Annotated in this window: 9 protein-coding genes; 7 read left to right on the forward strand and 2 right to left on the reverse strand. The window is 62.9% G+C overall.

Annotated elements, in window-relative coordinates; all coding sequences use genetic code 11:
• The first annotated feature begins 127 nt into the window (after positions 1-127).
• The 3 genes from JQS30_RS02785 (at position 128) to JQS30_RS02795 (ending at position 7,040) form a co-directional block, all read left to right on the forward strand.
• Positions 128-3,490 carry an adenylate/guanylate cyclase domain-containing protein gene (locus JQS30_RS02785; RefSeq protein ID WP_213171879.1) on the forward strand — a complete coding sequence of 1,121 codons (3,363 nt, stop codon included), beginning with the start codon at positions 128-130 and terminating at the stop codon, positions 3,488-3,490.
• A gap of 584 nt (positions 3,491-4,074) precedes the next feature.
• The gene (locus JQS30_RS02790) at positions 4,075-6,306 is read left to right on the forward strand and encodes a serine/threonine-protein kinase (RefSeq protein ID WP_213171880.1); all 2,232 of its coding nucleotides are present in this window, start codon (positions 4,075-4,077) and stop codon (positions 6,304-6,306) included.
• 56 nt (positions 6,307-6,362) lie between these two features.
• On the forward strand, positions 6,363-7,040 hold the full coding sequence (locus JQS30_RS02795; protein ID WP_213171881.1) for an aggregation-promoting factor C-terminal-like domain-containing protein: 678 nt from the start codon (positions 6,363-6,365) through the stop codon (positions 7,038-7,040).
• 1,026 nt (positions 7,041-8,066) lie between these two features.
• On the opposite strand, the gene JQS30_RS02800 is transcribed toward JQS30_RS02795, so the two are convergent.
• Together JQS30_RS02800 and JQS30_RS02805 are read right to left on the reverse strand one after the other, a co-directional pair.
• The gene (locus JQS30_RS02800; RefSeq protein ID WP_213171882.1) at positions 8,067-8,462 is read right to left on the reverse strand and encodes a hypothetical protein; all 396 of its coding nucleotides are present in this window, start codon (positions 8,460-8,462) and stop codon (positions 8,067-8,069) included.
• Positions 8,459-8,815 (reverse strand): hypothetical protein, encoded by a 357-nt coding sequence (locus JQS30_RS02805; RefSeq protein WP_213171883.1) that lies wholly within the window; start codon positions 8,813-8,815, stop codon positions 8,459-8,461. Before JQS30_RS02805 ends, JQS30_RS02800 begins: the two co-directional genes overlap by 4 nt.
• Positions 8,816-9,781: 966 nt before the next feature.
• Between JQS30_RS02805 and JQS30_RS02810 the strand changes: the two genes are divergently transcribed.
• The 4 genes from JQS30_RS02810 (at position 9,782) to JQS30_RS02825 (ending at position 13,640) form a co-directional block, all read left to right on the forward strand.
• Positions 9,782-10,108: a hypothetical protein gene (locus tag JQS30_RS02810; protein WP_213171884.1), complete on the forward strand. Its 327-nt coding sequence runs from the start codon at positions 9,782-9,784 to the stop codon at positions 10,106-10,108.
• Positions 10,109-10,261: 153 nt separating this feature from the next.
• Positions 10,262-11,002: a hypothetical protein gene (locus JQS30_RS02815; RefSeq protein WP_213171885.1), complete on the forward strand. Its 741-nt coding sequence runs from the start codon at positions 10,262-10,264 to the stop codon at positions 11,000-11,002.
• Positions 11,003-11,038: 36 nt separating this feature from the next.
• Positions 11,039-11,785 (forward strand): hypothetical protein, encoded by a 747-nt coding sequence (locus JQS30_RS02820; protein WP_213171886.1) that lies wholly within the window; start codon positions 11,039-11,041, stop codon positions 11,783-11,785.
• 7 nt (positions 11,786-11,792) lie between these two features.
• On the forward strand, positions 11,793-13,640 hold the full coding sequence (locus JQS30_RS02825) for a hypothetical protein (RefSeq protein WP_213171887.1): 1,848 nt from the start codon (positions 11,793-11,795) through the stop codon (positions 13,638-13,640).
• Positions 13,641-13,812: the final 172 nt, after the last annotated feature.

Here is a 13,812-nt window from a genome sequence, read left to right on the forward strand (position 1 = left end):
TACTTCCGTATCCACACCCTCCCCCACCCGGCACCACCGCCAGGCTCAAAGCGGCCCGCGCCCCGGTGCACCCGGAAAGTTCCCCACATGGGGAACATCACACCCATACTTGTGTGTTGAGGTTGCTGTGACTTGTCCTTTCTGTTCAGCGGACACCATTCCCGGTGCCCGCTATTGCCACACCTGCGGGGGGCCGCTAGCCCCCGAGGCCAACGCGCCGCAGACGGAGCGCCGTGTCGTCACGGTGCTCTTCGCCGACCTGTCCGATTTCACCGCCTGGTCAGAGGACCAGGACCCCGAGCGGGTTGGAGCGGTGACCGATAGGTTGCTCAACGAGTGCGTTCAGGCCGTGGTCGAGTTCGGCGGGCACGTCAATAAACTCACCGGTGACGGGCTCATGGCCGTCTTCGGCGCCCCGCTGAGCCACGAGGACGACGCGGAGCGCTCCGTTCGCGCCGCTCAAGCCATGCAGCGCCGGGTCCGCCGCACCCTGAAGGCCGAATCCGGCGGTGGTCTACCCATCGGGCTGCGCGTCGGGCTGCGCACGGGCCTGGTCGTGGCCGGTATGCAGGCCAACCTCGAATACACCGTCATCGGCGACACGGTCAACACCGCCGCCCGCATCTCCGACGTGGCGTCGGTGGGTGCGGTGTACGCGGGTGAACAGACCATGCAGGAAACCAAGCACATCGCCTCCTGGCGTCGACTCAACCCGGTCAAGCTCAAAGGCAAGCGCCTTCCCGTCGAGGTCTATGAGTTGCTGGGTTTCCACGACGAGCCCGGCACCCGCGCCAGCTTGGGCGACCGGGCCCCGTTCATCGGCCGCGACGCCGAGCTGGGACGAGTCAAGGGCCGCCTGGAAGCCGTGGCCGAACGTAATCAGCCGCAGGTGCTCATCCACACGGCTGAGGCGGGCATGGGCAAGACCCGCTTTGCCCGCGAATGCCGCACTTTGGCCACCGAACGGGGCGCGCGCGTCCTGATGGTGCGCTCAGCGGCCTACGGCGAGGGCCGCCGCTTCGGGCCCCTGGCCGACCTGGTCCGCAAAGCCGCGGGCTTGAAATTCGACGACGACCGCGCCACGGCCGAAAAACGTCTCCACCGCATCGCCGATCGACACGTCGACGCCTCCTATCTCAAGATCGACGTGCTGTTGGGCCTCCTGGGTCACGCCCGCACCGACGTCGGCGAGTCCCCGGGCGGTTTCACCGGACAAGCGGTCGATTCGGGAACCGTACCCACCGCCGTGGCAGACTTGCTGAACCTGCTGGCCACAGAGGGCCCGCTGGTGCTCATCGTTGACGATGTGCACTCCGCCTCCAACGCGGCGCTCGAATCGCTGGGCCTGGCGGTCTCCCGCCTACGTGGGCCGATCCTCACCTTGCTATTCGCCCGCCCCGAACTCATGCGCGACACCCCCCAGCTGGGCCGCATCTCCGAGGCCGAGGTCTACCCGTTGCCACCCCTGGTGGGTGCCGACGCGGCCCGACTGCTCACCGCCTACCTCGACGGCGGCAAGCTCGAGGCCGACGACGAGACCAAACTGCTCACCTTCGCGCAAGGTAACCCCTATTACTTGGCCGAGCTGGTCACCTTGCTCACCGAGCAGGAACTACTGGCACTGCGAGACAACGTGTGGAAGCTCGCCGAGGGATCGCTGACGGGCCGAGTGCTCTCCCGCGACCTCGCCCAAGTGCTGGGAGCTCGCATCGACGCGCTCCCGGCCGATGCCCGCGCCTTGCTGCGCATCGCCTCGGTCTTTGGCGACGTCATCCCCGAAGAAGCTATCGACTTCCTGCGCGAGGCCGCTCCCGGTAACGCCGATGCCTCGCTGATGGAGCTGCTGGAGAGGCGTATGTTGCGCCGCCGCACCTACTCGGGCTACCGCTTTGTCACCCCGCTGCTGCGCCAGGCCGCCTACGCCCCGCTGGGGATGGCCGACGCCGCTCACCAACACGCCGCCATCGCCCGCTGGGCCTCCCAGGTGAAGCTAGCCGACGAAGAGGGCGACGAACTCGTCGTCTTCCACGCCGAACAGGCCCTCCAGTTGGCCAGCCGCGTCTCGCTCAACCGCGACGACGAGGTGTGGGACGTGGTGCCACTGGCCGCAGCCGCGGCCCGCCGCCAAGCCCAGTCGGCGATGTATTCCTCCGAACCCGAACAGGCCGTGGCCATCATCGACCGGGCCGAGAAGATTCACCCACTGGCCCAGCCGGATAAACTACTGCGGGGCCGGGCGCTGGTGCGCCTGGGCAATATCCCCCGCGCCATCGAACAAGTCGCCTCGCTAGCCGAGGAACTCAAGCTGCAAGTACCCACCGAAGGCACCGCCGTCGACACCGCCGAAGTCGCCTTCGAAGACGCCGAGCCAGCCGCCCAAGTGCTGCTGCTGTTGGGCCGCGTCTACCGCTATCGCGGCGATATCGACTTGGCCCGAGCCTCCTGGAAGGCCGCGCTGGAGGTCTCGGGCATCGCCAACCTCGTTGGCGGGCGCTGCGACGCCCAATGCCGCCTGGGCATGCTCGACTACCTCTCGGGCGACCTAGACCAGGCCGACGCCCGATTCCTCGACGCGCTGGCGGCCGCCACCGATGCGGGGGATAGGCAGCGCATCGGCTGGGCTTTGCAACACCGGGCTTGGGTCCTCACCGCACGCGGCGACTTTGTCGCCGCCGAGGAGGTCTTGCAGCGAGCCGACGAAGTCTTTACCGACGCCGGGGATGCGCAGGGACGCGCTTGGGTGCGCGGAGCCGCCGCCTTCACGTTGCTCATGTCCGGCCTGTTCACTGACGCAAAACGCCTGGCGGACACGTTCTTGCCGGTCGGGGTGAGGTCGGGCGACCTCTTCGCTGTGGGCCTGTTGCGTTCGGTGGGAGCCGCGGCGTCGGTGGAACTGGGCGACGCCGAGGGGGCCGACCAAGAGGCCGAGGCCTCCTACGCCGACTTCGAACGCATCGATGACGACTGGGGCCGTGGTTTCGCGCTGTATGTGCGCTCACTGGCCGCCTACCGGCTGCGCCACATTGACGAGGCGATGCTCTTGGCCGAGGAGGCCGACCATTTTGCGCGCAGCACCGGCCATCCGCTGTTGCAGCGTCTCACTGAGGCCATGCGCGGCTGGTGTCTGTTGCGGCAGGGATACACCGCCGAGGCCGCGGCCGCCGCCGAGTCGATTTTGGCTTCGACTCGCGCTGAGGTGCAAAAGTCCTCGCGCGGTGCGCCAATTGTGCTGCTAGCCGAGGTTTCGGCCGTGGAGGGCAAGACTGGTGACGCGTTGGAGTATTTGGAACGCCTGACGGTGTATCCGGACCAGCCGTGTCTGGGGTGGCCGCGTCGTCGCGCGATTGGGCGCTATGCGCAGTTGCTGGCCGAGGAAGGCCAATGCGAGGAAGCCACGCACTGGGCGCGTATGACGCTGTCGGCTTTCGGTGAGGACCCTGAGGCGACCCAGTGGGCCGAGGAGTATTTGCGCACCTCCAGCCGCAGCTGAGGACGGCGTGGATGGTTTTTGGCGCCTGAGGCTATCCATCGATGGGGCCTCAGGCTCCTCAATGGAGCGAAGCTTACGGGGTTGCACGAGCCGATGAGAAGGCCGAAAGTGCCTATCGCATAATCCCCTTTGCGACGTGATCGTGATGACGCGCAGTAGCTAAGACAATGCGCAGGGGCGCCAAAGGCGTGGAAAATGTGGAACCCAATGGCGGAAACTGTTCGCGCCAAAGAAAGTTGAAAAAATTCTTGGCGTGCGGAAGCTGGTCAACGACCCCATTGGCTCACTGAGAGCAACCCTCCGCACGCCACACGGAGGACCCGTTCACTATCCGCCACAACGCAAATGCGCTGTGGTAGCGACACCTCAACCTTTCGGCCATTTGTTGGTGCCATTTCGGATAGGAGTATACAAGTACAGGGAGCTATATAACTTTGTTACCTGCCAAAACCCTTCCACGTGTCCAAAACCACCCTCAACACGCCGCCCAAGCAGTGGTTACGGTAAGGCATTCTTATTCTGAATAGGCTGACCTTGTTCATCCCGTCCTTGACGGGCGAGCTCACATTTGGAGGTTCAACCCAGTGAACTCGGTTTCCTCCTACCCCACGGCCGCACGGGCGTCCGTACCGCAGGGGAACCGGAGACCAGACCAGCCGACAGCCGCCCCAGGCGGACCCGCTGTCGCCGTCCAGTCTCCGCCGCGCCACAGCGGCACCCACGCCCCCCAACAACCGCCGTCCCCCCACGGCGCACCCCACCACCCTCCAACGCCACAGCACCCCAGCGTTGACCTCGACCCGGCCCACCTCCTCAAGGGCCTCGAAGACCTGACCGGCTACGCCGAAATCGCGCGCGGAGCCTACTCCATCGTCTACAGCGCCCAAGCACCCAACGGGCGCACCGTCGCCGTCAAGATTGACCGTCGACCACTCGCCGACGAAGGACAACGCCGCCGCTTCCAACAGGAAGTCACCTCCGCCGGGCGCGTCTCTAAACACCCCTGCGTCGTGCAGATGTACTCCGCCGGATTCACCAGCCAGGGCCACCCCTATGTGGTCATGGAACACTGCCGCGAATCCCTATCGGACTATCTGGCCCGCGAACACAAGCTCTATCCGGAAGATGTCCGCCAAATCGGCGTCCGCATCGCCACGGCGCTGGCCGCCGCGCACGCGGAGGGCATCATCCACCGTGATGTCAAACCCGCCAACATCCTTATCAACCAGCAAGGTCAGGTCGTCTTGGCGGACTTTGGACTCTCTGCTTTGAGTCCGCAACCGGCCCCCGGCCAGCCCATTTCCATCATGGCCACTCCCGCATACGCGCCGCTGGAAGTTTTCCAGCTGCAAGAGATCGGACCCGCCGCCGACGTGTATTCGTTGGCGGCGACTCTGTATGCGCTGCTTAGCGGTGCGCCGCCGCGCTTTCCGCTGGAGGCGACGCGGCCGCTTGACATCAACGAGGTCGCCTCGCTGCTGCATGAACCGGTCGACAACTTGCCGGGTGTCTCGCTGCTGATGGTGGAGATGATTCGCACGGCGTTGATCAATAACGCCCAGGGGCGCCCGACCGCTGAGGCGTTCGCCGAATATCTCGACTCGATTCCCGAGGAGTCGACCGGGGTCTTCCAAGCCATCGACGATTCGATGGTCGCCCCGGAGCCCTCGCCGCCGCGCGAAGGGACTTTCGGAGCGTTCTCGGCCCCGCCGGATGAGGACGTCGAAGCGCCGGTGGCAGCTCGCGCCGCTGTCGAGGCCGCGCTCGGTAGCCAAGGCATGAACTATGACGCTCCGTATGGATATGAACAGCCGCAGGGGTACGACCAGCCGCAAAACTACGACCCGAGCTTCTCCGAGGCGTTGGGCCGTATGCCGGAGAACGTCTCGTCTCCCAACACCGCGCCCACGGCACAGACCGGAGTGGTTCACCCACCGATTCCGGTACCCGAGCCGGTGAACGACCAAGGCTTTGACCAGTGGGACGACCTCAGCGGTGAATCATTGCCGGGCCGGTCCTTCCCGCAAACGGAAAAGCCCTACGAGTCGTCGCTAGAGCATTCGCCGGTGCGTCCCTCCCATGACGAGGGCCTATACCGCCATGAGGCGGCGAGTTTTTCGCCTCCGGCGCAGCGCTCGCCCGCCAAGTCAGCCCCGCTGGTGGACGAGACTCAGCGTTGGGACAACTTCGCTTCGCTGGATGAGGCTGAGGCTCCCGCACCGGAGACATCGGCTGGTCCGAATACCGGCATGACACGCCGCGAGCGCCGCCTCGCCTCGGGCGAGTCCGACTCCTCGATGGGGCAGCTCATCGGCATCGGCTCGGTATCGCTGATTGTTGTCATCGCTCTTGTCTTCGGAGCCATTAAGCTCTTCGGCGGCAACGGTTCGGCGCCGCTGGAGGACAACGCCAACGACGGGGTTTATGTCCCCGAATGCACCCTCGATATGGCCGGAGTGGCATGCGTGGCCGAACCCGTCTGTTTCAACGGGGCTCCCGGTGACGACATCGCCGAGCTGGCGTGCGACAACCCGCACACGTGGGAGGCCTACGCGATTGGGCAATTGCCCGAAGAGGTGAGTGAACCGACCCACCAAGAGGCGCTTCAGTCGTCAATCGTCACCGACGCGTGTGTGGACGGGCACCGTGAGGACGGGCCCTTGCAAGAATTCGTCGGCGCAGACCGCGTGAGCTGGGAGACCGACGTTCACCTTCCCACCGCCGAAGCTTTTGCCAACGGTGACCGCACCTTTATGTGCATCGCCCGGCAGGCCAACGGCGAAACCGAGATGGGGCACCGCTTCGCCCGAGGCTAGCCCACCACCCCGTATCCACAGATTGAACGCGCCCACAGTGCGCATGGAGACATGACGTGATTCCACTTTTGACGCGATTCGCCGCCAAGGGCGCCGCCGTGCTGGTGCTTGTCCTGGGCTCCATCATCGGCGGTCATGTGGCCGTGTACGGATCGACTGATATCGAAGAGCGCGACCCGCGCCAAATCGCCGCTGACGACCTGCGGGCCGCTCAGGAAGCTCACCAGGGCACGCGGCACCGCCACCAGACGTACATCATCGAGGTTGCCGACGCTGACGCCGAAACGAAGGCGTCCATGGTGATCGAGTACGCCAGTGAGTGGGCCAGCGAATTGAGTGAGGCCGAAGAAGCCGCCATCGAGGCAGCTGCGGTCGCCGAGGCGAACCGCAACACCAACCCGACCTCGGTGAACGTACCGGGAAGTTGCGACGAGTTCTCCGGCAACCGCGCCACCGGCTGCGCCATTAACCTGGAATGGGGCTTCGACCTGGAGCAGTTCGCCTGCTTGGAAAAGCTGTGGACCAAGGAATCGGGCTGGAACCACCTGGCCGAGAACTCCATTGGGGCCTACGGGATTCCGCAGTCGCTACCGGGCAGCAAGATGGAAAGCGAAGGCTCCGATTGGCGCACCAACGCGGTGACGCAGATCCGCTGGGGCCTGGGCTATATCCAGGGCCGCTACGGCCAGCCGTGTGCGGCCTGGGCTCACTCGCAGGCCAACAACTGGTACTAAGTCATTCGCGCCGTTGCTAAACGAGCCGAGGAGAACGCCGAAGGTGTCTTTTCATAGGCCGCTAGCTTGAATTTGAGGCGGGTTCGGGAAAATTCCGGAACCCGCCTCTTCGCTGTGCGCGACTCAGCTTTGTGCAGGTTGCCGCTCGCGTCTGCTGGGGTTGCGGTGTCGGGCGGTGACGGTGATGCGCGGTCGTTGTCTCCGGTCTGACGTGCGGTGAAGGCTGTGCTTGTGGTTGGGCTGGGTGGGATCGCCACTGTCATTGGCCGCAACTGTGGGCGGTGGCCTTCGTGTCCTGCATAAGCCTGGGTTTCTGTTGTGGGTTTCTGTTGGGTGTGTCTGTTGTGGTGACCCACTGGTCTGAGAACGGCATTCGTGGAGCGTTCCCTAAGTGGTGCTTGCCTAGCCTGGTAGCGGCGAGGTTGTCGCCTGGCCAGGAAGTCCCTTCCCGGGGTGGTTCCAGCGATGCGCAATCAAATCTCGGTGAACCCATAGTCCACCTGTGGCGGCGGTTTTGGGCCCGGTGAGTGGTTCGATGTCTACATCCAGTCGGGACGTGCCGTTAGATGAGGGCCATTCTTGACCGACAGCCAGCTTCGCTGTCAGGGCCGCCCCCACCACAGCGGTTGGTGCGAACGCCTCCAGCGGTGGGTTCGCGTTGCTTGCCTGGCAGGCAAGCTGCGTGGTGTTTATCGATGATGGAATTCTTGAGGTTTATGCAACAGGTGCCCTCGGCGTTCTCGTTGGCTTGTTTACCTGCGTAAACTTTGCCTTCTGCGGCCTTGAATTGGCACTATTCGCATCAGCCTCATTTATGTAGTTGGGTTGCCAGCCGGTGCGGTGATCGGTCGCGCGGCTGGAGTTTGGTTACGTCAGCCGCTATATAGCTGGCTGAGGTAGCAGCCGGTTACGGCTGTCTTTGGTGTGGTGGTTGTTTCGTGTGGGTCGGTGACGGCCGGTGTGTCGCGTGTGGACACTGTGCCAGGCGGTCCTAGGCTCGCATCGATCTTGGTGCCGGTGCCACGCTCACGTGGTGCCCGACAGATCCGGGTGTGCGGCGGCGTAGGTGGTGAAGTTCTCCGCGAAACGCTTCAACCCATAGGCTGCCTGGCCGAAGACCAGGGTCTTAATCCACCAAGCCCCCGAGGGCAACAGGTAGGCCCGCACGACCGGGTCGCCTTCCCTGGATTCTTCCCGGTGCACCGCGACCGAGTCGCCCATCCAGGAGCCATACAGGTAGTAGTAATACCCATCGGAGAGAAACCGGCCATAGAATTTGCCCGGCTCGAGGCGTGCCCCCAACAGGTCAAGCTTGGAAAGCCTGCTGGTGACATTCGCTGGGGCCGGTTGCCCGTTAGCGCTACGCATGGGGTGACCATTGGGTGAGCGCATCGCCGGGATACGCGGAAACCTGCCACTCATGACGCACCACCAAGCACAGATGCGGCCAGGTTTTGTGACACCTGGTTAAGAATGGCGTCCTTCCACTCAGGTGAACGGGCCAGAAACGGCGTCTCCCACACCACCTCAGTAAAGCGACCTCGCATCAGAGCGATCGTGGCCACCGGGATCACCAGCGATTGTCCTTGCAAGTTCAACGCCAACGCTGAGCCGCGTTCGGGATGCGGGGAGACCATGTAACGCCCCGGCCCAAAGGTGAACTCGACGACTTGTTCACCGGTGGTCTTCACCAGCGACGAAACATCCGATTGCGGCGAGCGCGACGACGTTGAGTAGACCGGATCAGATGCCGATAGGTCACGTGGATTACTCATCGCCCACCGCCCAAAGCCAGCGCCGATACCCGCATCTGCCAGGGCATATGCGGGTCAAAAAGATGTGAAGATATGGGTGTTGAGTACTCGTTTTTGGGTGCACGGAAGCGTATGGTGGTTCGTAGCATTACGAACTCCGTTTCTTGATGCTGGAGGGCGGTCCGCGGGAACGATTCTTAGCGGAAACCTGGTCCTACGGACCGCCCGATTCCATGTTTAGTTGTGCCCACCCAAAGCGGTGGGCGTTTTTCTGTGCCCATCAACGGTAAGACCTCAAGGGCCGAAGATGCGGTATTGACATCCCGTTGCTCGTGTCGCGTAGGCGACAGAGCCACCAGAAACCACAACCGACCCACAGTCGGCGGCGCACAGAACCCGATGGCGGCGCTCCTCCCCAGAAACGCACCAGCGCTAGGCGTTGCGGCACAGGCACACCCGCACCACCACATCCAACCCAGTGACAACAGCCCGCCACATCGGATAGCACGAAACTATCCCGGACCAAACCACAGAAGTCAACCACCACAACCCAAACCGCCCCGCGTGTCGCCCCAAACTAACCAGACCCCACGCCTAAAGCGAGACGCAGAACACATCTCTTCGGGGTGTTCGGAAACCTGTGCCTGCAGGGGCCCGAGAGCGGAATCGGCTCTGTTTGTCTTTGTGAGTGGCCCCGGGGAACAGCCGTCGCAACGGCGACACTTCGTTTCGTCCCGCACACGCTGACCCCATGGATTTGCGCGTTTTCGATGGAATTGCCATAACCCACCGAGAAGCCCTCACTTTTGAAAGGTGTCGTCGTGCCCTTGACACTTTCGGCTGCACGGCAAGCGCAGCCGAAGAACCTCCCTATCCACGCCCCGGACCGAAGCTTCGGCGCTCATCGTGCCGATGCATTGTCATTGCGGACCCGGGAGGGGCTGGCCTGATGTCGGGGTTCTCTCTAGACCAAAAGCGAATCGTTACGTGAGTCGTGAATTTGACCCCGATGCGGCCAAGTCGATCCATTCTGAGCTTGTGCATCTGATTGAGAAGCTGGAAGTGAATCAAGACATGGTCGGTCGAGGCGACCTGAGTTACGCCCCGGCCTTCGGGCTAGTCCTCAGCGGCCAGAACACCGCGCAAGCGAACTATGAAAACCTGCACTACACCGCTTGGAACAACCTCGACGCCACCAGGCGGGGGATGTATTCGGCCCTGTCGTGGCTCGAGATGGTGATGAAACAGCATGGCATCACCGAGTATGAGAACGTGCGCGAATTGGACGCCTTGAAAGAGGCCACAGATGAGTAGTGAGGCACGAGGACGCGGTTCGTCCCTGCGACAATCGACAGCAATGATAGATAAGCGTCGACACCCGGCTCCCAGGCCGGGACACACCCTTGCAAGCGCAGGTGAACCGCCCGTAGGCTCCTATTCGCATCCTGGATGGAAGGGAATAGCCCAGTGAGTGAAGCGTCGCGGCTGACCGGGGTTGCCCTGGCTGTGTTGGCATTGCTGGTAGCTAGCGGATGCGCTACCGATAACGGCGATTCCGACACTGACACCGGTAGCGATGGCTTGCCTGGTCTGCCGGCCATGTCACTCACCGAGCTAGAGCCCTCGTGCGACATGTTCCTCGAAGAACAGCTACGGGATTTCTTCGGCTACGTCGAATGGTCATACCCACCAGTCGAGTCGCCGTACGGCTCGGGAACAAGTCCGAGTGCCATCACCTGTGAAGGCACCGTTGTCTGGCCAGAATTTGAGTTGTCTTCAGGCCGTACGAACGCCGCAGAAGCATCACTTTTCACGTACCTATGGCCGCTCGAACCAGTTGACGAAGCCTCAAAAACCTTCCAGGCTCGTGTTGAATTTATGGTCGATTATGACGAAGGGCAAGGACGTACTGAATTCTTTGCTGAAGAATCCCCGGAAGGCGCATGGGACCAGGCAAATCTCTATGCCCACGGAGACGACCACGATTGGTACTTGCTTTTTCTCCAACAAGATGACTTCGTCTTGGAGATTAGTTTCCGGCATGAGCAAGATCCTGGTGAACGGCGAGCGGATTTGAGCCAGGGCGCAGCAGCCGGTGAGTGGTCGGTCTTCGATTTCGACCGCGAATCGGCCAGTCAATTCCTTATCGAGGACTACATGCCTGCGGTGCATGAGAACTTCCTAACCCTGCTGGATCGGACGGAGTAGGCCCCTCACATGAACTTTATGGAAAGGAATAAGCCTGTGCGCAACGCATCGCGGCTATCCACAATCGCCCTTCTTACCTCGGCCCTGCTGGTGGCTACCGCATGCGCCACCGACAACGGGAACAACGCGAACGGGAACGATGACAGCGGGGATGACCTGCCGGGTCTGCCCGCCATGGCCTTGACCGACCTCGACGCCTCCTGCGACATGTTCCTCGAAGAAAAGGCAGAAGACTTCTTCGGTTACGTCGACCGACCCAACCCACCAGTTCAATCCCCCTACGGCTCGGGCATCTCCCCCCACTCCATCAGCTGCGAAGGAAGCATCCACTGGGCTGAATACGAATTCTCCCCAGGGCGAACCAGCACTCCCAAAGGCAATCTCTGGCTCACGGTCTATCCAACGGAGTCAATCGCCGAGGCCGAGGAAACCTATGCGGGACGGTTGGAATTCGTCGCCGACCGGGACAAAGAAAACCACGGGGAGGACTTCTTCGTCGAAGAAAACCCTGAAGGCCCCTGGGACCAGGCATACCACTACGCCTACGAAAACAGAGGCGACCGCTACTATTTCTTCTTCCAAACCGACGACTTCGTCGTCGAACTCAGCTTCAACCACGGGCAAGATCCCAGTGAAGAATCCTCCGATCTCAGTCAGGGAGCAGGCCCCGGTGAGTGGTCAGTGTTTGACTTCGACCGCGACTCAGCCAGCGCGTTCCTTATCGAGGACTACATGCCCGCGGTGCATGAGAACTTCCTTAGCTTGCTGGAACGAACGGAGTAGGCCTCTGATGAGCGTTCACGATGACTTCGAAGAACACAAATACTTCACTCCACAGACAGGCGTGGGTGGGTGGAAAAAGGAAGCCCTGGACTCCACCGAACTGCTGCTGTCGACCAACTCCTGTTCCTTGGATGGCTGCACCCTGGCCCGTAACCCCGCCGATCAGGCCTGGATCGAACTCATGTCCGCCATCCCCAAAGAAGACAGCCTAGTCAGGGACCTACATACTGCTCCCAGTTCTGCGGTCATGCCCAGCGAGCACATGTTTAATGACATCGTCTCCCTACTACGCCCCGACAACGGCGAGCGCCACTCCATGGAATCCATTAGTAAGCTGTGGCACGATCAGATCGCCAGGCCGCTATATGAGGATGCGGACTCGCTTGAGGCGGTGTTGAAGGACGCGTCGCATGCCTGGCACGGGGCGGACTTCGATTCCCTACACGAGCACATCCAGCAATGCTTGAACGCTCTGCGGACCACGGCCGATCACGCCGAGGTGGTCTCCACCGAACTGCACGAGCAGTCCGAGACCATCCACACCCTGCAAGGTGGCGATTCCGGGGAGATCCCCTTTCCTGCCCCGCAGTTCTTTGACGCCAATATTCGTAAAGAGTCCGCCGATGTGCATGTGCGGCCGCCGTTTTGGTCCGAGGGCAACTGCCAGCGCGTGACCATGGATGAGGCCCTAGCCATGGTGGGGGCCGACCCGGAGGCGACCGAGGAATTCCACCAGCGCGAGCTGGCCCGGGCAGAGGAAATCATTGACCAGCGCCTAGCCCAGATGACCGATGAGGAAATCGAAGCCACCCACCTGGGCACCCTGGAGCAAGAAGCCATCGCCCAGGCCCGCGAAGAGATCGCCCCGGAAGTCGACAACTACAAGCAGAGCGTCCATAACGGACAACTGGGCGAGTCCGAACGCATCAACGCCGTCGTCCTCGACCACCGCGACCAAACCGACGCCACTTTGTCTACCTCGAAATACACGATGGAACCGGTCGAGGTCGAGCACACCGATCACACCGAACGAGCCAACGGCTCGGGCTATGGCGGCCTGAACATGCCCGGCCCCACCGGCACCCCCGATGCCTCCGGCATGACCCAACCCGGTGGCTACACCCCCGGCGTCTCTCCCACCCTGCACGAGGTGGAAACCGGTGGCTCCGGTGGCAGTGGCCCCAACTGGAGGCTGCCAGCCAGCGCCAGCAGCAGCGACGATGCGGTCAGCGACGGCCTCTACGCCGGTAATCCCGGCAGCCTCGGCGCGCCCGGGGCAAGTCCCGGCGGCGCGGCCCCCGGTGCGGCACCCGGTGCAGCGGGCGGGGGCGGAATGTTCGCTCCCGGTGCCCGTGGCGGCCCAGGCGGCACAACCGGTGGCGCACAACGCGGCCCCGGCGGCATCGGCAGCGTGGCCGGACGCGGTGGAGCCACAGGCGGCGCGGCCAGCATCGGACGCGGCGGCACCGGCGGCGGCGGTGGTGTTCGCGGCGGTGCCGGCGGCATGGGCATGATGGGCGGCGCAGCCCCTGGGCAAGGCAACCAGCAACAAGGAGCGAAGAAGAGCGAGCAACGTACGCTCTCCGCCATGGGCCGCCCGGCTCCCGGTACAGCGAAACCCTCTAAAGAGCAGACCAAGGAACAGGCCAAAGGCAAGGACGACAAACCAGCCGAGAAGAAAAGCCCCCTGGCGGCCGCGTTGGAGAAACGCCAGGCACACAAAGCCGAACGCGAACCAGCCCCCGTCACCCCACCAGACCCCGACCAGGGCCACGAACTAGACATCCACGACCAATTCGATATCGAAGACGACATCTGGGGAGCCCACTCCGCCCGCAAAGACGAATATCGTTAGCGGACCGCACGCGGTGGGGTGGCCCCTGCGCGGGCTTGCTCCACCGTGAACTTGGGTGGTCAATGTGGACCAGCACGTTGTGCGCTCACCAAACGTGGACAGCAAAATCGTTGCATATGCTATAAAATGGTCTCTGGCTATTGGTAGCCAAACCCTCACCGGTCGCCAACTC

This window comes from Natronoglycomyces albus (assembly GCF_016925535.1).
Lineage (GTDB): Bacteria > Actinomycetota > Actinomycetes > Mycobacteriales > Micromonosporaceae > Natronoglycomyces > Natronoglycomyces albus.

Coding starts and splice junctions, on each gene's coding strand:
- JQS30_RS02800 (WP_213171882.1), bottom strand. CDS start 8,462: ATGAGTGGCAGGTTTCCGCGTATCCCGGCGATGCGCTCACCCAATGGT.
- JQS30_RS02805 (WP_213171883.1), bottom strand. CDS start 8,815: ATGAGTAATCCACGTGACCTATCGGCATCTGATCCGGTCTACTCAACG.
- JQS30_RS02825 (WP_213171887.1), top strand. CDS start 11,793: ATGAGCGTTCACGATGACTTCGAAGAACACAAATACTTCACTCCACAG.